Source organism: Cupriavidus sp. 21MJTG02-4 (assembly GCF_057798975.1).
Genome location: NZ_JBYOJP010000023.1, coordinates 69255 through 86512, shown reverse-complemented (window position 1 = coordinate 86512; position 17258 = coordinate 69255). Strand labels below are relative to the sequence as shown.

Sequence of the window (17258 nt, the reverse complement as noted above, 5' to 3'; positions counted from 1 at the left end):
CGAGTTGGAACCACCCCTTCCCATCCCGAACAGGTCCGTGAAACGACTCCGCGCCGATGATAGTGCGGATTACCCGTGTGAAAGTAGGTCATCGCCAGGCTCTTACAATGCAAAACCCCTCGACAGCATGTGCTGCGAGGGGTTTTTGCTTTGGCGAGCGGAAAATCATTTGAAAACTCAGATGCGTTGAATGGCGACTTAGCCACTTAGCCGGCCGCGGCCATTCCCGGCTCGGCCGCCGCGCCGCTGGCCTGCAACAAGGTCTTGCGGAAGATCTCCACCAGCGGCCGAAGGTTCACCTTGTGCCAGGCAGCCCACAAGGGGATCCGATAGGTGAACCACGACAGCTCGCGCAGCACGACGCCCGCCGGGGCCTGGTGGCGCAGGCTGCTCTGGATCATGGTCACGCCAAGTCCGGCAGCCACGAGCCCGAGCGCTGCCAGCGGCTCGGTTGCCTCCATCGTGATCGTCGGCGTGAAGCCGGCCTTGGCGCAGGCCGCGATGAAGGCGTCGTGCCGCAGGGCCGTTTCTTGGTGCATCACCGCGATCCACTTCTGCGCGGCAAGGTCTTCCGGGCTGAATTGCCCCGCTTTGGCCAGCGGGTGGTCCTCGGGCAGTGCCAGCAGCATCGGGTCGTTGAGCACCTGCGCGGCCTCCAGGTCCGGATCGTCGGAGGACGGCGGCTCGCACACCAGCGCGATATCGAGGCTGCGCTGGCGCAGCCCTTCCAGTTGCGCCGCCGACAGCTGGTTGTACAGCGCAATATGCACCGCGGGCCGCCCCGCGCGCAGTTCACGCAAGGCGTTGGGCAGCACGCCCGAATGCATGGCGTACTCCAGGTAGCCGATGCACAGGCCGCCTTCATCGCCGCGGCCCAGTCGCCGCGCCAGCGATTCGAGCCGGTTGGCATGCGTCAGCAAGGCGCGGGTCTCGGCCAGGAACGTGCGGCCGTCGCGCGTGAGCCGGATACGTTGCTGGGAGCGTTCGAACAGCACCAGCCCGAGCTTTTCCTCGAGCTGGGCAATCTGCCGGCTAAGTGGCGATTGAGAGATATGGAGCCGTTCGGCGGCGCGTCCGACGTGCTCGTCTTCGGCCACGGCCACGAAATAGTGAAGTTGGCGGATATCCAGCATGTCCAGTCCTGAATTTCAGACCTCTAGGGAATCAAGTCTTTCAAATTCTGTCTTGGACAGACTTAACTTGCAACCCTAGACTGCCTTCACCCCAACTTAATTTGTGGAGCAGTCATGAGCATCAAGGACAAACTGGCCGGTAACGTACTCGGCTTTGGTACCGCCCCGCTGGGCAATATGTTCCGCGACATACCGGAATCGGAGGCGCAGGCCACCGTGGACGCGGCGTGGGCGCAAGGCGTGCGCTACTACGACACCGCGCCGTTCTACGGCGCGGGCCTGGCCGAAATCCGGCTGGGCGAGGCGCTGTCCCGGCAACCGCGGGATGAATACGTGCTCAGCACCAAAGTCGGCCGCCTGATCCTGGACGAAGTCGAAGACGCCAGCGCGCGGGCGCTGGGCGAGAAAAGCGGCCTGTTTGCCGCCGGCCGCCCGAACAAGCTGGTCAACGACTACTCGGCGGACGCCACGCTGCGCTCGATCGAGGACAGCCTGAAGCGGATGAAGGCCGACCGCCTGGACATCGTGTGGGTCCACGACATCGCCCAGGACTTCTACGGCGACGAGTGGCTGGGCTATTTCGAGACCGCCCGCAAAGGCGCTTTCAAGGTGCTGACCCGGCTGCGCGAAGAGGGCGTGATCAAGGCCTGGGGCCTGGGCGTGAACCGCGTGGAGCCGATCGAACTGACGCTGGACCTGACCGAAGCGCAGCCGGACGGCTTCCTGCTGGCGGGCCGCTATTCGCTGCTCGACCACGAGCGCGCGCTGCAGCGCCTGATGCCGAAGGCCGCGGAGCGCAAGACCGAGATTGTGGTTGGCGGCCCGTACAGCTCGGGCATCCTGGCCGGCGGCTCGCACTTCGAGTACCAGAAGGCGCCGCCCGAGATCATCAGCAAGGTCGAGCGCATCAAGGCGATCGCGCAACGCCATGGCGTCAGCATCAAGGCCGCCGCGCTGCAGTTCGTGCTGGCCAACCCGGCGGTCGCCGCCGTGGTCCCCGGTGCAAGCCGGCCCGAGCGCATCGCCGAGGACACCGCCGCGCTGAAGGCGGTCATTCCCGCCGATTTCTGGCGCGAGTTGCGCGAGCAGCACCTGGTCGCGGCAAATGCGCCGCTGCCTGGCGACAGCAACTGATCCGGGACCACATTCGATTCAAGGAGTCCATCATGGCACAAGCGTCTGCAATGATCACGCTGCCGGTAGCACCGGACCGCGTCTGGCAACTGATTGGCGGCTTCGATTCGCTGCCCGACTGGCTGCCGTATATCCCCAAGAGCGAACTGAGCGAGGGCGGCCGTGTGCGCAGCCTCGTCAATCCGGACGGCGATGCCATCGTCGAACGTCTGGAGGCCTTTGACCAGGGCGCGCGCAGCTACACCTACTCGATCCTGAAGGCGCCGTTCCCCGTCACCGGCTACCGCTCCACGCTGCGCGTGGTCGGCATCGACGGGGACCAGGCCTCGCGCGTCGAATGGTCTGGCCAGTTCACGCCGGCCGGCGTGAGCGATGACGACGCATCGCGCCTGTTCGAGGGCATCTACCGCGATGGCCTGGCGGCGCTGCAGGCAACGCTGAGCCAGGGCGCCTCATGAGGCCGCTGATGGCCTTGTCAATGGCTCTAGCCGCCATGCTCGGCATGCTGCCGCCGTCGCCGGCGCAGGCGTCTGCCGGCATGCCTGGCGAGGCACGCGCGCTGTTCCCATACGCAGAGTAGAACCGGTCCGGCGCCTGCCGGATCGCCTCGGGTGCAGAGGAAACTCCTTCCGGGGCGGTGGCGATGGCGCCGGACCATCGCACGCCCGCGCCGAGGCCGCCTTGCACCTTGCCGGCGCCACCAATGCCCCGTCAGCTGTCCTCTTCCGTATCGCGTGAAACTCACCCGTTTGATCTTGCGCAACGCTATATATAGTGGATGGTAAATAATGCATCCCCATATCTAGTGTTTTTAGGGGCGCAATGGGATCTCATCCACACCGTACCCTCGTCGACGTGGAATCGTCCGTCAACGAGTACCTGAACCGCGAGGACTGGCGCGTCAACGCCAATGCAAACCAGGGCTACTCGCTCGGCGGGCTGATCCTCAACGTGGCGGGCAAGGTCACCGCCAACTACTGGCTGTCCCATGTCTACGCGCCGCAAGCCGGGGCGGCCCATCGCGAGGGCGACCTTCACATCCACGATCTCGACATGCTGTCCGGCTACTGCGCCGGCTGGTCGCTGCGCACGCTACTGCATGAAGGGTTGAATGGCGTGCCCGGCAAAGTGGAAGCAGCACCGCCGCGGCACATGTCGAGCGCGGTCGGGCAGATCGTGAACTTCCTTGGCACCATGCAGAACGAGTGGGCCGGGGCGCAGGCGTTCTCGTCGTTCGATACCTATATGGCCCCCTTCGTGCGCAAGGACAGCATGTCCTACGCCGAGGTCCGGCAACACATGCAGGAACTGATCTACAACCTCAACGTGCCGTCGCGCTGGGGCACGCAGACTCCGTTCACCAACCTCACGTTCGACTGGACCTGCCCCGAAGACCTTCGGGAACAGGTGCCGGTGATCGGCGGCGAGGAGATGCCATTCCGCTATGGCGACCTGCAGGCCGAGATGGACGTGATCAATCGCGCCTATATCGAAGTCATGACCGAAGGCGATGCCCTTGGCCGCGTCTTCACCTTCCCGATTCCCACCTACAACATCACGCCGGACTTCCCCTGGGAAAGCGAGAATGCCGCGCGGCTGTTCGACATGACGGCCAAGTACGGATTGCCTTATTTCCAGAACTTCCTGAACTCCGAGCTCAAGCCGAACATGGTGCGGTCCATGTGCTGCCGGCTCCAGCTCGATCTGCGCGAACTGCTCAAGCGCGGCAACGGCCTGTTCGGCAGCGCGGAGCAGACTGGCTCGCTGGGCGTGGTCACCATCAACTGCGCCCGGCTGGGCTATCTGAATGCAGGCGACGAAGCCGGCCTGTTGCAGCGGCTCGATAACCTGCTCGATATCGGCCGCGATTCGCTCGAAGCCAAGCGCGAGCTGATCCAGAAGCTGATGGACCAGGGCCTGTTCCCGTACACCCGGCGCTATCTCGGCACGCTGCGCAATCACTTCTCGACGCTCGGGGTGAACGGCCTCAACGAGATGATCCGCAACTTCACCGACGATACCCACGACGTCACCACGGACTGGGGTCGCGGCTTCGCCCTGCGCGTGCTCGACCATGTGCGCGCGCGCATTGTCGAATACCAGGAAGCGACCGGCCATATGTATAACCTGGAGGCCACGCCGGCCGAGGGCACCACCTATCGCTTCGCGCGGGAGGACCGCAAACGCTGGCCCGGCATTCTGCAGGCCGGTACGGCGGAGCAGCCTTACTACACCAATTCGTCGCAGCTGCCGGCCGGCTTCACCGATGATCCTTTCGAAGCCCTGGCGCAGCAGGAAGCGCTGCAAGCCAAATACACCGGCGGGACCGTGCTGCATCTCTACATGGGCGAGCGCCTGTCCAGCGGCGAGGCGTGCAAGCGCCTGGTACGCCGGGCGCTGGAAAATTTCCGCCTTCCATATATCACGGTCACGCCCACGTTTTCGATCTGCCCGACGCATGGCTACCTGGCCGGCGAGCACGTCTATTGCCCGAAGTGCGACGAGGATGTTCTCGCCCGCAAACGCCTGCAGCAAGCCGCATGAATTTCCCAACCCCAGCAAGGAGAACCGCCATGATCAGCCAACCGCAACGCCTGAAAGCCACCGTCGAACTCGAGGAACATGAACGCCAGCGCTGCGAAGTCTGGACGCGCGTGATGGGGTATCACCGTCCCGTCGCCAGCTTCAACACCGGCAAGAAGGGCGAGCACGCCGAGCGCCGCTTCTTTGCCGAGCAGCGCTGCGCGGCCTGATGCCATGGGTAGCCTGCGCATCGGCGGCCTGACGCCACTGACCAGCATCGACTTTCCCGGCCGGCTTGCCGCGGTGGTGTTCTGTCAGGGTTGCCCGTGGCGCTGCGGCTACTGTCATAACGCCCACCTGATTTCTCCGCGCGGGCGCGACCTGCTGCCATGGAATCAGGTGAGGGATTTCCTGGCGAACCGGCGTGGCCTGCTGGACGGCGTGGTGTTCTCCGGCGGCGAGCCCACGCTGCAGGCATCGCTGCCCGATGCCGTGCGCGAAGTCCGCGCCATGGGGTTGCAGGCGGCCCTGCACACCGCAGGCATGTACCCGGAGCGGCTCGCGTCAGTGCTGCCGCTGATGGACTGGATCGGCATCGATATCAAGGGGCCGGCACATCGCTACGACGCGATCACCGGCACGCCCGGCAGCGGCTCACGCGTGATGGCATCGCTGGATCTTGTCGTCGCTAGCGGCGTGGACTACGAATGCCGCACCACGTGGGATCCGGCGCTGTTCAGCGAAGACGAACTTGACGGTCTCGTCGGTACACTGGCGGCGCGTGGCGTCCGTCATTGGGCTTTGCAGCCGCGTGGCACGGCGGGCATACCCTGCGTCGCCACGGCCGATATCGCCCGCCGATTGAAAGCCGCGTATCCGCAAATCTCCATGCGGCTGCCTGCTGCGTGAGCGACACGACGGCCGTCCTTGCGTTGAACGGCCAAGCGTGTCGCCACGCCGGAATCAAACGCCATTACTCCGGCTGAATTCCCGCTTCCTTCACTACCTTGCCCCACTTCGCGAGGTCCGATTTGATCAACGCCGCATACTCCTGCGGCGTGCCGCCTTGCACGTCGATGCCCGCCGTTTCCAGCTTGGCCCGCACCTCCGGAAGCTTCAGCGCCGCGTTGATCTCTGTGTTCAGCCTGGCCACGATCTCCCTGGGCGTGCCCGCCGGCGCGAGGAAACCACCGTTGGTGTTGGCGTCATAGCCCTTGAGCCCTTGTTCCTCGGCGGTGGGGACATTGGGCAACGCCTTGGACCGCTTGCGCGTGGAGACGGCCAGTGCGCGCACATTGCCCGATTTCACCTGCTCCTGAATCGCGCTGATGGTGTCGATGTAAAGCACCGTGCGGCCGGCGATCAGGTCGGGATGTGCCGCGGACGAGCCCTTGTAAGGCACCAGCAGCACCGGCGCACCACTGACCATGCGGAACATCTCGGCGGCCATTTCCTGCGCGCTGCCGCGACCCGACGTGGCCACCTTCGCTTCGGCCGGATTGGCCTTCATCCAGCTCACCAGCTCGGGCACCGTCTTCGCCGGCAGCTTGGGGTAGGCCGCGAACACCAGCGGGATCTCGTGCGTGTAGACGATCGGCTCGAAGCTCTTCTCAGGATCCCAGCCGAGATTCTTGAACAGGAACTTGTTGATGTTGTGGCTGCCGCCGACGATGCCGATCGTGTAGCCATCGGGCTTGGCATTGGCCAGGACCGCGGTGCCCAGGTTGTTGGAGGCGCCGGGGCGGTTCTCGACGATGAACGGTTGGCCGAGCTTTACCGACAGCTTCTCGCCGACGACGCGGGCGATCAGGTCAATGCCGCCGCCGGCCGGCGCCGGGACGATGATGGTGACTGGTCGCGTCGGATAGTTGCCTTGGGCACCGGCCCCGCCGGGCGCCATCATGATGGCGGCACAACCGGCCATCGTGCCGATCAGGGTGCTGAATCTGCTTGGGGTGAATCGCATGGGGTGTCTCCGTCTGGATGCTGGTCAACTTCAGTCGACTCTGGTGGCTCCCACGGATGCGAGGCCCGTGGGAATGTGGGCGGGGATGTCAGCCGCGGCCGACGAACGGCATGGCGCTGGCCATGACGGTCATGTTCAGGACATTGGTGTCCAGCGGCAGCGAAGCCATGTGGCGCACGGCATTGGCCACGTGGCTCGCGTCCATCATCGGTTCGGGCGCGACCGTGCCATTGGCCTGGAGCACGCCGCGGGTCATGCGCTCGGACAACTCGGTCAGCGCATTGCCGATATCGATCTGGCCAGCGGCGATGTTGAAGGCGCGGCCATCGAGCGCCAGCGCCTTGGTCAGACCCGTGACAGCGTGCTTGCTGGCCGTATAGGGCGCGGTGAACGGCCGCGGCGTATGCGCGGAAATCGAGCCATTGTTGATGATGCGGCCGCCCTGCGGCGACTGGCGCCGCATCAGCGCGAACGCCGCGCGGGCGCACAGGAACACACCGGTGACGTTGGTGTTGATGACGGCGAACCATTTCTCCAAAGGCAGCTCGTCCATCGGCACAGCGGGTGCGTTGACGCCGGCATTGTTGAACAGCAGGTCCAGCCGGCCAAACTCGCGCTCGGTCGTGTCGAACAGCGCTTGCACGCTGGCAGGGTCGGTCACGTCCGCGGGGACGGCCATCGCGGCCTGGCCGCGTGCGGCGGCTTCGGCCGCCAGCGCCTGCAGCGGCTCGGCACGCCGGCCGGCCAGCACGACGGTCCAGCCGTCTTCCAGCAGTGCGAGCGCGGTGCGGCGGCCTACGCCGCTGCCGGCACCGGTGACCAGGGCGATCTTTCGGGATGCGGTCAAGATGATCTCCAATGAACTATGAATACTGCGATGTCGGAAGGCAGTGCAGAGTTTGTGCTGTGGTTATCCGCTGATGGTCAGCCTGATATCGCCGATGCCGTCCACGGCGGCATCGATCACATCGCCGGGCTGCAATGCAGAAGACCCGTGCGATCGGGAAATGCGCGGTGCTGTCCGCCACGGGCAGCGTGCGCCGCGGCAGCGACGGCACGACGAAATCCATGGCGTTCCGGTTCCGCAGACGTTGACTCAGGTGGTCAGGCTCATGGCCGGACGCTCGCCAGCCAGCGCTTGCGCCACGCTGTCCAGCACCATCTGCGCCATGGCGCCGCGCGTCTCCCACGTGGCACTCGCGCGGTGGGCTTGCAGCGTGGTGCGGTCCGACTGGCGCAGCGTCAATGGCACGCGCGGTTCATCGACGAAGACGTCGAGCCCGGCGCCCGCGATGCGCCCCGCTTCGATGGCCTGCGCGAGATCGGTCTCGTTGACGAGCCGGCCGCGTGCCACGTTGACCAGGTAGCCCTGCGGGCCAAGTGCATCCAGCACTGCTGCATCGATGAGCCCCTCCGCCTTGTCGGCGGCCGCGCACAGCACGAGCGCATCGCTTTCGCGCGCAAGTTCAAGCAGGTCGGCGACGTATGCGTGGGACACGTCGTCCATGGCGCGCAGGTCCGTATAGCGGATCGGACAACCGAACGCAGCGGCTCGCGTGGCGACGGCACGGCCCACGCGACCCATGCCGACGATGCCGACGCGCATGCCGCTGAAGCGGCGCGCCAGCGGAATCGCGGATGGTGACGGATGCAGTTCCCAGTGGCCGTCGCGGACAAAGCGGTCCCCCGCGCAGAGGTTGCGGCAGGCCGCGATCAGCAGGCCGATGGCCAGGTCGGCGACATCCTCGGTCAGCGCGCCGAGCGTGGCGGTGACGGGCAGGCCACGCTCGCGGCAATAGGCCAGGTCCACCGCATCGGTGCCCACGCCGTTGACGGCCACTACCCTCAGCGCCGGCAACTGCTCCAGCATCGCGCGGGAGATTCCGGTGTGGCCTCCCGTGATCACTGCCTCGATGGAGCAGCCATGCTCTCGCAGCCACGTGGCCTGATCCGGGATTTCGAAGTACTTGTGGACTTCGTAGCGCGCGGCAAGCGCCTCATTGGCGGCGGGAATCAGGATCGGGTTCAGTTGCAGGATCTGCGGCTTCATGGTTGGTATCGCGAGGCTTGGAGGAAGTAGGAATATCGTAGGCAATAGTTGATTGATCACGCAATATTGATATATAAAATCAACATAAATCCGTTTCAGCGAGTGATTGATGAGTTCGTGGATATCGATGGACGAGGCCTGCACACGCCTCGGGGTTCGGCCGCAGACCGTGTATGCCTATGTCAGCCGCGGCAAGATCGAGGTCATGTCCGATCCGGCCGATACGCGCCGCAGCCTGTACCGCGCCGAAGACGTGGCAACGCTCGCCAAACGCAAGCAGGCCGGCCGCAAGCACGAGACATTGGCCACCAACACGCTGTTCGGATCGGAGCCCAGCATCCCGACGGCCATTTCCACGTTCGTGCGCGAAAGGCTGTATTACCGCGGTGAGGATGCGGTGGCGCTCGCCGCATCGGCCACGGTGGAGGAGGCCGCGCATCTGCTGTGGGATGCGGACCGGATTGCGGATTTCTCATCGTCGGCACGCGTCGCCCGGCCCGGACGTGTGGCTGCGTTCAAGACCCTCGCGGAACTGGCTGCCACGGGCCATTCCACGCACGGCCGCATGACACGCGTGCTGCATGGCGAATGCCAGAGCCTGGTCGGGCAAATCGCCAACGCATTTGGTGCGCATCCGGGGCAGCAGCCATTGCACCAGCGCTTCGCGCAGGGTTGGGGACAGCCGGCGCCCGTGGCCGAATTGCTGCGGACCGCGATGGTCCTGCTGGCCGACCATGAACTGACAAGTTCCGCGTTTGCCGCGCGCATCGCGGCATCCACCGGTGCCTCGCTGCCGGCTTGCTTGCTATCCGGCCTGACGACGCTGTCCGGCCCGTTGCACGGCGACGCATCGGGACGGGTGAAGGCGCTGTTCAGCGAACTGGAACGGCAAGGCGAGGACGAGGTCATTGCCCATCACCTGTCGACCGGCCTGCCGCTTGCCGGCTTTGGCCATCACCTTTATCCGGAGGGCGATCCGCGCGCGAAGGCGCTTCTGAACTTGTTCGAGCCTCCGCGTGTGATCGCGCGCTTCATCGAGAAAGCAACGCGCCTGACCGGTCTTCAGCCGAACATCGACGTGGCCCTGGCGGCTTTGGTGACACACTACGGACTGCCGGAGGATGCGGCATTCGGCATGTTCGCGACGGCACGCAGCGTGGGACTGCTTGCGCACAGCCTGGAGCAGTTGACTGTCGGGCAGGTGATCCGTCCACGTGGGCGCTACGTCGGGGTAGCGCCCGGGCGGGACTGAGGTTTGCTCGGGCGCGGGACAGGGCCCTATGGTAAGGTTCGCGAGACCAGCCCCTGCCATCGTGGTGATGCATGGGCGGCACTTATTTGCTGTTTGGAGAACGACGCAGCGTGAGTGATGCAAAGCAGGACCTGCGGCGCAAGCTGCGGGCCGAGAAAGTGGAAAACAGCAGGGCATTGCGCCTGAGCGTGCCGCCGGAGGCCAGGCCCGCGCCGGTCAGCCGGCAAGAGTGGCTGCGCCAGCGCAAGGCGCAATTGCAGGCTGCCCGTGCCGCTGCCAGGCAAAGGCGCGACCTGCTCAAAGCCGAGATCCTGTCGGCGGCGCGCGACATCGCGCGCGAGGAACGCGTTGCCGCGCGGCTGGAAACGGAACGCCTGAAGGCGGAAGCCAAAACCGAGCGGACCCACGCGCGCGAGGACGAGCGGGCCGCGGCCAAGTTCGAGCGCGGCAAGCCCGCGCGCCCGGCGTCAAAACGAAAGACGCTCTCGCAGGAGAAGCGCAAGCTGGTCTCCTACACCGACCTGCTGCGCATGCGCAAGTGATCAGGTCGCGCAGGCCTGCTCGGCGCCAGCTTCCGCGTTTTCCGTTTGGGACTCATGCGCGGACAGCGCCAGCAGGCCCCGCTGCAGATCGTCGATCAGGTCCTGCGGATCTTCCAGTCCCACATGCACGCGCACGGCCTGTCCCTGGTAGGGCCAGCGCGAGCCCGTGCATCCCTTGCCGGGCGTGAACGGGATCGCAAGGCTTTCATAGCCTCCCCAGGAAACACCCAGTCCGAAATGCTCGAGTGCGTCGATGAAGGCCGCGAGCGATGCCTGCGAATTCGTGCGCAGCACCATCGAGAAGAGGCCACACGCGCCGGTAAAGTCGCGCTTCCAGAGCGCGTGTCCGGGGTGGGACGGCAAGGCCGGATGCAGCACCGCCTCGACCTGCGGTTGCCGCTCCAGCCATTGCGCGACCTGCATGCCGGATTGCCAGTGGCGCTGCAACCTGACGGCCATGGTGCGCAGGCCGCGCAGGGCCAGATAGATATCATCGGGGCCCGCCGTCTGCCCCAGGTCGTACGTCGTCTGCTTGACCAGCGGCCAGGTGTCCCGATTGCAGGTCACCACGCCGAGCATGGCGTCGGAATGGCCCACGATGTATTTCGTGGCGGCCTGGATCGACACGTCGACGCCGTGCGCGAACGGCTTGAAGAATAGCGGCGTCCCCCAGGTGTTATCCATGACGACATAGGCGCCGTGCCGGTGCGCCGCGGCGGAGATGGCGGGAATGTCCTGGATGTCGAGCGTCTCGGAGCCCGGCGATTCCACGTAGACGACGCGCGTATTGGGCCGGAACAGCGACTCGATCGGCTTGCCGTCGACCGGGTCATAAGTTTCGACTTCGACGCCGAAGCGCGCCATGACGCGCTCCAGGAACGCGCGTGTCGGCGAATAGGCGCTGTCGCTCACCAGGACGTGGTCGCCCGATGACAGCAGCGCGGTCAGCGCGGTCGTGACCGCGGCAAGGCCGGAAGGAAAGACCAGCGATCGATAGCCGCCTTCGAGTTCGGCAATGGCTTCTTCGAACGCATGCGTCGTGGGCGTGCCATAGCGGCCATAGGTCGTGGCGCCAGGCTCTTCCGCGGCGCGCGCGCGCTTCATCTCTTCCCATTCGGCCATCGACCCCGCGAGGATGGTCGAGGCCCGGAAGATCGGGGTGTTGACGACGCCGCCGAAGCGCTCCGGATGGCGGCCGGCACAAACGAGTTGGGTGCTTTCCTTCATAAGATCTCCATGGATGGTCGATGCGGCAGCCGCGCCCGCGGATGCCGCCGGGATGTCTGGTCAGCCGGCAGAGGGCTGGAGGGCAGCGGCCTGGAGCACGTCGCGATAGGCGAACAGCGCCGGTGCGCCGCCGGTATGCAGGAACAGCAGCGGGCCGCCGCCGTCGAAGCGCTTGCGCACCACGCCGTCGAGCAACCCGGCCATCGCTTTGCCGGTGTAGACCGGGTCGAGCAGCACGCCCTCCATGCGCGCCAGCAGCCTGATCGCGTCGAGCGTGCCGGTGTTGGGCTCGCCATAGCGCGGCAGGAAGTACTCGTCCCACAGTTGGAGCCGCATTTCGGTCGGCACTTCGATGTCGAGCAAATCCGCGGTTCCGTCGATCAGCCCCGCGACCTTGGGCGCCTGGGCTTCGACAGTCCGCGAGACGGTGACACCGACAACCTGCGTATGCGGCATGGCATGGGCCAGTGCCAATGCGAGCCCGCCGTGCGTGCCGGCACTGCCGGAGGCCAGTACGACGGCCGAGAATGAAACGTCCATTGCCTTCGCTTGCTGTGCCAGTTCCAGGCCGGCCTGCACATAACCCAATGCGCCAAGCGGATTGGAGCCGCCGATCGGCACGACGTAGGGCTTGCACCCATCGCCACGCAGCCGTTCGGCCAGCGCCTGCAGTTGCGCATCGGCGTTGTCGAGCGAGGCCACCGGCTCGCCGTGCGCGTCGAACAGGTCGAGCAGCAGGCGGTTGCCGCTGTGCAGGTAATCGACGTCGGTGGTGCCGGTGGGGTTCTCCAGCAACGCGCGGCAGCGCAGTCCGAGACGGGCCGCGACGGCGGCTGTCTGCCGGACATGGTTCGACTGGATCGCGCCGGCCGTCACCAGCGTATCGGCACCCTGGCGCAACGCGTCGGCGGCCAGGAACTCCAGCTTGCGCAGCTTGTTGCCGCCAAAGGCAAGCGGCGTGGTGTCATCGCGCTTGATATAGACATCGCGGCCGAGCATGGCGGACAAGCGATCGAGCTTCTGCAGGGGCGTCACCGCGCCAACCAGGTCGAGGCGGGAGAATGACGCAAGACGATCCGAGATTTTCATGGGTTTGGTCTTGGGGGAGATAAACGCGCGCCCGCATCAATGCAGGATCTTCGCCAGGAATTCCTTTGCACGGGCCGACTTCGGATCGCCGAAGAAGGCATCCTTGCCGGTGTCTTCAACGATGGTGCCGCTATCCATGAAGATCACGCGGTTGGCCACCTTCTTCGCGAACCCCATCTCGTGGGTGACGCAGATCATCGTCATGCCTTCGCGCGCCAGTCCGGTCATGACGTCGAGCACCTCGTTGATCATTTCCGGATCGAGCGCGGAAGTCGGTTCATCGAACAGCATGGCGACCGGGTCCATCGACAAGGCACGCGCAATGGCAACGCGCTGCTGCTGTCCACCGGAAAGCTGCGCGGGAAATTTGGCGGCATGCGTTTTCAGGCCGACGCGGTCAAGCAGCCGCAAGCCCTTTTCACGGGCCTCGTCCTTGCCGCGCTTCAGCACCTTGACCTGAGCCAGCGACAGGTTGTCGAGGATGCTCAGGTGCGGGAACAGCTCGAAATGCTGGAACACCATGCCGACCCGCGAACACAGCTGAGCCAGGTTTATCTTCGGATCGCCGACGCTGACGCCGTCCACGCTGATGCGGCCCTGCTGGAACGCTTCGAGCCCGTTGACCGTCTTGATCAGCGTGGATTTGCCCGAACCCGACGGGCCGCAGATCACCACGACCTCGCCTTTCTCGACGCGCGTGCTGCATCCATCCAGCACCTTGAATTGTCCGTACCATTTCGATACGCCTTCGAGGGCAATCATGTCTTGTCTCCTGCTTGCAGATAGTTGTTGTCGGATAGCGCTGATCAGCGCGTCACGCGCAGGGTCAGCCGTGCCTCGATGCGCCTTTGCACCCATGACAAGCCGGTGCTGAGCAGCCAGTAGATGGCGGCCACCGACAGGTACAAAGGCAGCGGCTGGAACGTGGAGGCAATGATTTCCTGCGACGATCTCAGCAGCTCGGTGACGGTGATGACCGACACCAGCGAGGTGTCCTTGATCAGGCTGATGAGCGTGTTGCCCAGGCTCGGCACGGCCAGGCGCAAGGCCTGCGGGCAGACGATGTAGCGCAGCGTCTGCAGGTGGCTCAGCCCGAGGCTGTGCGCCGCGCTCCATTGCCCGCGGCTGATCCCGAGGATCGCGCCGCGCATGCTCTCCGACAGGTAAGCGCCGGCATTGGCTGTGAGGGTCAGGATGCCCGCGCTGGTCGGGTCCAGGGAGATGCCGAGGTCCGGCAGGCCGTAGTAGACGACGAACATCTGCACCAGCAACGGCGTGCCGCGCATGACGCTGACATAGGCGCGGGCGATGCCGCTGAGGACGGGGTTGGCACTGATGCCCATGATGGCGACGACGATCCCGACCAGCAGGCCGAAGATCATCGAGGCCAGGGCAAACTTCACGGTGATCGCGGCGCCTTGCAGGAGCACCGGGGAGGCATGAATAATCAGATCAATAGGGTTCATGATGCGATCCATTGCGGTGGCCAGGCACGCCCGTGCCGGACTTGGACGGGCGTGTCGTCAGGCGTGGCCGTGATTACTGTGCGAGGGGTTGGCTGGCGTCGGTGCCAAGCCACTGGACGGACAGCTTGCGCAAGGTGCCGTCCTGCTGCAGCGCGTTCAGCGCGTCGTCGATCGCCTTGGCGAACTTCGGGTTGCCCTTGCGGAACGGAATCCCCATTTCGAGCTTCGTACCGGCCAGCAGCGCGCCGGTGCGCAGCGGCAGGTTGGCGTTCTTGATCAGGTACGGCAGCATCAGGCGGTCATTGAGCGCGGCATCGATACGGCCAGCCGCGAGATCCCGCAGGTTTTCCGAGGTGCCCGGATAGGTCTGCACCTGGATGCCAGGCACTGTCTTTGCCAGGTCGGCATAGTTGCTGCCCAGCGTGACGCCGACGGATTTGCCCTTCAATGTTTCCAGCGACGGGAACTCGCGTTTGTCGTTGCTGCGCTGAAGCACCTGGACTGCGGAATAGACGTAGGGCTGCGTGAAATCGAGCGCCTGCTTGCGCGCCGGCGTCATGCTGACCTGGTTGACGATCACGTCGAACTTGCCGGCCTGCAGGCCCGCGATGATGCCGCTCCATTCGGTGGTGATGAACTGGGCCTTGACGCCCATCTTGTCCGCCACCGCGCGAGCCACCGCGACGTCGAAGCCATCGAGCTCGCCCTGGGTGTTGCGATAGCCGAACGGCGGGTACGTGCCCTCCATGCCGACCTTCAGGACGCCGCTGGCCTTGACGGTGTCGAGCAGGTCTTCAGCCTGTACGGCGGGTGCGGTGAAACCGAGGACGGTCGCGATCAGCGCCCCCTGCAACAGCGATTGCAGCAGCTTCATGCCTTGTCTCCAATGTGGTTTTAGGTCTTGTCGATGGGCAGCATCAGTGCCCGACAGGTCTGTGAAACGACGTTCCTGACCGCTGACGGAGCCCTCGCCGGCCTTGGCGACGTCGCCCTGTCGGGTCGCCATGTCGTCCAGGCCGTGAGGGAAATCGTAGTGATCCGTCAGGGGAAAAAACTTTCAAAAGACTGGGAGGCGAAGCGCGTTCGTGGAATATTTTTCTCCGTGCATCAGGTTAATGACAACGGAGTTCCTGATATCCGGAATGAAGCGCAAAATGCCTCTACCTTTGGCAACGGCTTCGCGGATCCGCGCTCAGCCCGCCGGGCGCGCTACGCCATATTGCGACGACAGGTAGCGGCGGATGTGGTCAGGAGAGTCGATGAACTGGGTCTGGCCGGCCACGCGGACCTCCACGCCGTTGTCGACCGGCGCGCGCCCGGCGCCGAGCACCAGCACCGGGGCGGACTGGTTGGCTTCGCCGATCAGCTCGACGATCGCCTGCCGGGGGCGCGGCGCATCGATGTACTCGACATCGATCTCGTTGCGCAGTTGCGGGAAGAAGCTGAGCAGGCCTTCGACCGCAATGGCATCGCCGCAGTAGAAGGGGCCTTCCGTGCCTTGATAGAAGCCAGGGCGGAGCATCAGTAGCTTGTCTTTCATGTCTCTCTCTATGGGTTGAAATGAGTGGTGGTCGCGGTTCCCTTTGCTTGCCGGGCCGTGAACCACCGGACAAAGGATAGGGTCGGGTGGGTAAACCCACTAGTGGCACGAACGACAATTAACGTCCGGATCATGCCAAAATCAGCCGAGGGGAAAATCGCGTGACACACGGCGCGGCAATCCTCCGCCAGGTGGCCTCAACCGCTCATTCATTCGACCTCTCGTGCCAAAGAAAGAATCGCAATCCGGTGCCCACGGTGGGCTGGTAGCCGTGGTGGTTTACGACGGCCTGAGCCTTTTCGAATACGGCTGCGCCGTGGAAGTCTTCGGTCTGCCCAGGCCGGAAATGGGCGACGCGTGGTATCGCTTCGCGACCTGCTCGGCCGATGCGGGGACGTTGCGCGGTGCGGGTGGCATCCAGGTGCAGGCCGACAGCGGCCTGGAACTGCTGTCGAAGGCGAAGACCATCATCATCCCCGGGTGGCGGGGCATCGAAGCCGAAGTGCCGGAGGCGCTTTGCCACGCCTTGCGCAAGGCGAACGGGCGCGGGGCGCGCGTCATGTCGATCTGCACCGGCGCGTTTGTGCTCGCCGCAGCGGGGTTGCTTGACGGCAAGCGCGCGACGACGCACTGGCGTCATGCGGCGGCCCTCGCGCAGCGGTATCCGGAAGTACGGGTGGAGGCGGACGTGCTCTACGTCGATGCCGGCGATGTCCTGACTTCGGCAGGCAGTGCCGCGGGCATCGACCTGTGCCTGCACCTGATTCGCCGGGATTTTGGCCCGCGCGTGGCCAATCAGGTCGCACGCCGGCTGGTCATGCCCCCGCACCGTGAAGGCGGGCAAGCCCAGTACATTGCGGAGCCGGTGTCGAAGCGCAGCAGCGCGTCGCTGGCGCCGCTGCTGGACGGGGTTCGCGCCACCCTGGGAGAGGACTGGCCGATTGTCAGGATGGCGGAGCAGGCGGCAATGAGCGCCCGCACCTTCCAGCGCCACTTCGTCAACATGATGGCCATGCCGCCGGGAGAGTGGCTGCTGATCGAGCGGATCAGCCGGGCCAGGGTATTGCTGGAAGAGACGGCCTTATCGCTGGACGATATTGCCGTGCAGGTGGGGTTTGGCGCCGCGGCTACCTTGCGTAATCACTTCCGCGCGCGGCTTGGAACGAGTCCTGGTGACTATCGGCGGCGTTTCAGTGCATCGGACCAGCATGGATCCCGGTGAACGGCGGAGCAGGCTTTCGAAGTCGCGGTGGGGTGTTTGGTTTCAAAGACGAAATGCATCTTCGGCGCCGCAGCGGTAGTGGGCCGCCCTATAGTGGAACTCAGGTACCGCGCT

General features: G+C 65.1%; 18 protein-coding genes and 1 rRNA gene. 9 read left to right on the top strand and 10 right to left on the bottom strand.

Going from position 1 to position 17258, the window contains the following annotated elements; all coding sequences use genetic code 11:
- Positions 1–100: ribosomal RNA gene (gene rrf / locus AC3FKH_RS31100) — 5S ribosomal RNA — on the top strand; the annotation flags it as partial.
- 106 nt (positions 101–206) lie between these two features.
- On the opposite strand, the gene AC3FKH_RS31095 is transcribed toward rrf, so the two are convergent.
- A complete protein-coding gene (locus AC3FKH_RS31095) occupies positions 207–1133 on the bottom strand; it encodes a LysR substrate-binding domain-containing protein (protein ID WP_488679527.1) in 927 nt (308 codons plus the stop codon).
- Positions 1134–1247: 114 nt separating this feature from the next.
- Here AC3FKH_RS31095 and AC3FKH_RS31090 point away from each other — a divergent pair, with 114 nt between their 5' ends.
- The 5 genes from AC3FKH_RS31090 to AC3FKH_RS31070 all read left to right on the top strand — a co-directional run bounded on the left by AC3FKH_RS31090 (position 1248) and on the right by AC3FKH_RS31070 (position 5699).
- A complete protein-coding gene (locus AC3FKH_RS31090; protein ID WP_488679526.1) occupies positions 1248–2267 on the top strand; it encodes an aldo/keto reductase in 1020 nt (339 codons plus the stop codon).
- A gap of 32 nt (positions 2268–2299) precedes the next feature.
- Entirely contained in the window at positions 2300–2725 is a 426-nt protein-coding gene (locus tag AC3FKH_RS31085) for an SRPBCC family protein (protein WP_488679525.1), read from the top strand.
- A 364-nt stretch (positions 2726–3089) separates the two neighbouring features.
- Complete coding sequence (locus tag AC3FKH_RS31080) at positions 3090–4811, top strand: ribonucleoside triphosphate reductase (RefSeq protein WP_488679524.1); 1722 nt, start codon at positions 3090–3092, stop codon at positions 4809–4811.
- Positions 4812–4840: 29 nt separating this feature from the next.
- The gene (gene nrdD, locus AC3FKH_RS31075; protein WP_488679523.1) at positions 4841–5020 is read left to right on the top strand and encodes an anaerobic ribonucleoside-triphosphate reductase; all 180 of its coding nucleotides are present in this window, start codon (positions 4841–4843) and stop codon (positions 5018–5020) included.
- Positions 5021–5024: 4 nt separating this feature from the next.
- Complete coding sequence (locus tag AC3FKH_RS31070) at positions 5025–5699, top strand: anaerobic ribonucleoside-triphosphate reductase activating protein (RefSeq protein ID WP_488679522.1); 675 nt, start codon at positions 5025–5027, stop codon at positions 5697–5699.
- 64 nt (positions 5700–5763) lie between these two features.
- Here AC3FKH_RS31070 and AC3FKH_RS31065 read toward each other — a convergent pair whose 3' ends face one another.
- The 3 genes from AC3FKH_RS31065 to AC3FKH_RS31055 all read right to left on the bottom strand — a co-directional run bounded on the left by AC3FKH_RS31065 (position 5764) and on the right by AC3FKH_RS31055 (position 8806).
- The gene (locus tag AC3FKH_RS31065; RefSeq protein WP_488679530.1) at positions 5764–6714 is read right to left on the bottom strand and encodes a Bug family tripartite tricarboxylate transporter substrate binding protein; all 951 of its coding nucleotides are present in this window, start codon (positions 6712–6714) and stop codon (positions 5764–5766) included.
- Between the two features lie 130 nt (positions 6715–6844).
- Complete coding sequence (locus AC3FKH_RS31060) at positions 6845–7603, bottom strand: SDR family oxidoreductase (protein WP_488679521.1); 759 nt, start codon at positions 7601–7603, stop codon at positions 6845–6847.
- Positions 7604–7852: 249 nt separating this feature from the next.
- A complete protein-coding gene (locus AC3FKH_RS31055) occupies positions 7853–8806 on the bottom strand; it encodes a 2-hydroxyacid dehydrogenase (RefSeq protein WP_488679520.1) in 954 nt (317 codons plus the stop codon).
- 109 nt (positions 8807–8915) lie between these two features.
- Here AC3FKH_RS31055 and AC3FKH_RS31050 point away from each other — a divergent pair, with 109 nt between their 5' ends.
- Positions 8916–10058, top strand: coding sequence for a citrate synthase (locus AC3FKH_RS31050; protein ID WP_488679519.1), 1143 nt, complete (start codon positions 8916–8918; stop codon positions 10056–10058).
- Between the two features lie 110 nt (positions 10059–10168).
- Positions 10169–10600, top strand: a complete 432-nt coding sequence (locus AC3FKH_RS31045; protein WP_488679518.1) for a hypothetical protein — start codon at positions 10169–10171, stop codon at positions 10598–10600.
- Here AC3FKH_RS31045 and metC read toward each other — a convergent pair whose 3' ends face one another.
- The 6 genes from metC to AC3FKH_RS31015 form a co-directional block, all read right to left on the bottom strand.
- The gene (gene metC / locus AC3FKH_RS31040) at positions 10601–11827 is read right to left on the bottom strand and encodes a cystathionine beta-lyase (protein ID WP_488679517.1); all 1227 of its coding nucleotides are present in this window, start codon (positions 11825–11827) and stop codon (positions 10601–10603) included. It abuts the gene before it with no gap.
- 60 nt (positions 11828–11887) lie between these two features.
- A complete protein-coding gene (locus AC3FKH_RS31035; RefSeq protein WP_488679516.1) occupies positions 11888–12916 on the bottom strand; it encodes a D-cysteine desulfhydrase in 1029 nt (342 codons plus the stop codon).
- A gap of 36 nt (positions 12917–12952) precedes the next feature.
- Complete coding sequence (locus tag AC3FKH_RS31030; RefSeq protein WP_488679515.1) at positions 12953–13678, bottom strand: amino acid ABC transporter ATP-binding protein; 726 nt, start codon at positions 13676–13678, stop codon at positions 12953–12955.
- 44 nt (positions 13679–13722) lie between these two features.
- Positions 13723–14382, bottom strand: coding sequence for an amino acid ABC transporter permease (locus AC3FKH_RS31025; protein WP_483712487.1), 660 nt, complete (start codon positions 14380–14382; stop codon positions 13723–13725).
- A 73-nt stretch (positions 14383–14455) separates the two neighbouring features.
- Positions 14456–15256 carry a transporter substrate-binding domain-containing protein gene (locus AC3FKH_RS31020; RefSeq protein ID WP_488679514.1) on the bottom strand — a complete coding sequence of 267 codons (801 nt, stop codon included), beginning with the start codon at positions 15254–15256 and terminating at the stop codon, positions 14456–14458.
- Positions 15257–15574: 318 nt separating this feature from the next.
- Positions 15575–15922, bottom strand: coding sequence for a DUF3088 domain-containing protein (locus tag AC3FKH_RS31015; RefSeq protein WP_483712483.1), 348 nt, complete (start codon positions 15920–15922; stop codon positions 15575–15577).
- 223 nt (positions 15923–16145) lie between these two features.
- Here AC3FKH_RS31015 and ftrA point away from each other — a divergent pair, with 223 nt between their 5' ends.
- Positions 16146–17144, top strand: coding sequence for a transcriptional regulator FtrA (ftrA, locus tag AC3FKH_RS31010; RefSeq protein ID WP_483712481.1), 999 nt, complete (start codon positions 16146–16148; stop codon positions 17142–17144).
- Positions 17145–17258 lie beyond the last annotated feature (114 nt).

Bases quoted from the DNA above. Each gene is read 5' to 3' on its own strand.
- AC3FKH_RS31095 (WP_488679527.1), bottom strand. From the start codon at position 1,133: ATGCTGGATATCCGCCAACTTCACTATTTCGTGGCCGTGGCCGAAGAC.
- AC3FKH_RS31090 (WP_488679526.1), top strand. From the start codon at position 1,248: ATGAGCATCAAGGACAAACTGGCCGGTAACGTACTCGGCTTTGGTACC.
- AC3FKH_RS31085 (WP_488679525.1), top strand. From the start codon at position 2,300: ATGGCACAAGCGTCTGCAATGATCACGCTGCCGGTAGCACCGGACCGC.
- AC3FKH_RS31080 (WP_488679524.1), top strand. From the start codon at position 3,090: ATGGGATCTCATCCACACCGTACCCTCGTCGACGTGGAATCGTCCGTC.
- nrdD (WP_488679523.1), top strand. From the start codon at position 4,841: ATGATCAGCCAACCGCAACGCCTGAAAGCCACCGTCGAACTCGAGGAA.
- AC3FKH_RS31070 (WP_488679522.1), top strand. From the start codon at position 5,025: ATGGGTAGCCTGCGCATCGGCGGCCTGACGCCACTGACCAGCATCGAC.
- AC3FKH_RS31065 (WP_488679530.1), bottom strand. From the start codon at position 6,714: ATGGCCGGTTGTGCCGCCATCATGATGGCGCCCGGCGGGGCCGGTGCC.
- AC3FKH_RS31055 (WP_488679520.1), bottom strand. From the start codon at position 8,806: ATGAAGCCGCAGATCCTGCAACTGAACCCGATCCTGATTCCCGCCGCC.
- AC3FKH_RS31050 (WP_488679519.1), top strand. From the start codon at position 8,916: ATGAGTTCGTGGATATCGATGGACGAGGCCTGCACACGCCTCGGGGTT.
- metC (WP_488679517.1), bottom strand. From the start codon at position 11,827: ATGAAGGAAAGCACCCAACTCGTTTGTGCCGGCCGCCATCCGGAGCGC.
- AC3FKH_RS31035 (WP_488679516.1), bottom strand. From the start codon at position 12,916: ATGAAAATCTCGGATCGTCTTGCGTCATTCTCCCGCCTCGACCTGGTT.
- AC3FKH_RS31030 (WP_488679515.1), bottom strand. From the start codon at position 13,678: ATGATTGCCCTCGAAGGCGTATCGAAATGGTACGGACAATTCAAGGTG.
- AC3FKH_RS31025 (WP_483712487.1), bottom strand. From the start codon at position 14,382: ATGAACCCTATTGATCTGATTATTCATGCCTCCCCGGTGCTCCTGCAA.
- AC3FKH_RS31020 (WP_488679514.1), bottom strand. From the start codon at position 15,256: ATGAAGCTGCTGCAATCGCTGTTGCAGGGGGCGCTGATCGCGACCGTC.
- AC3FKH_RS31015 (WP_483712483.1), bottom strand. From the start codon at position 15,922: ATGAAAGACAAGCTACTGATGCTCCGCCCTGGCTTCTATCAAGGCACG.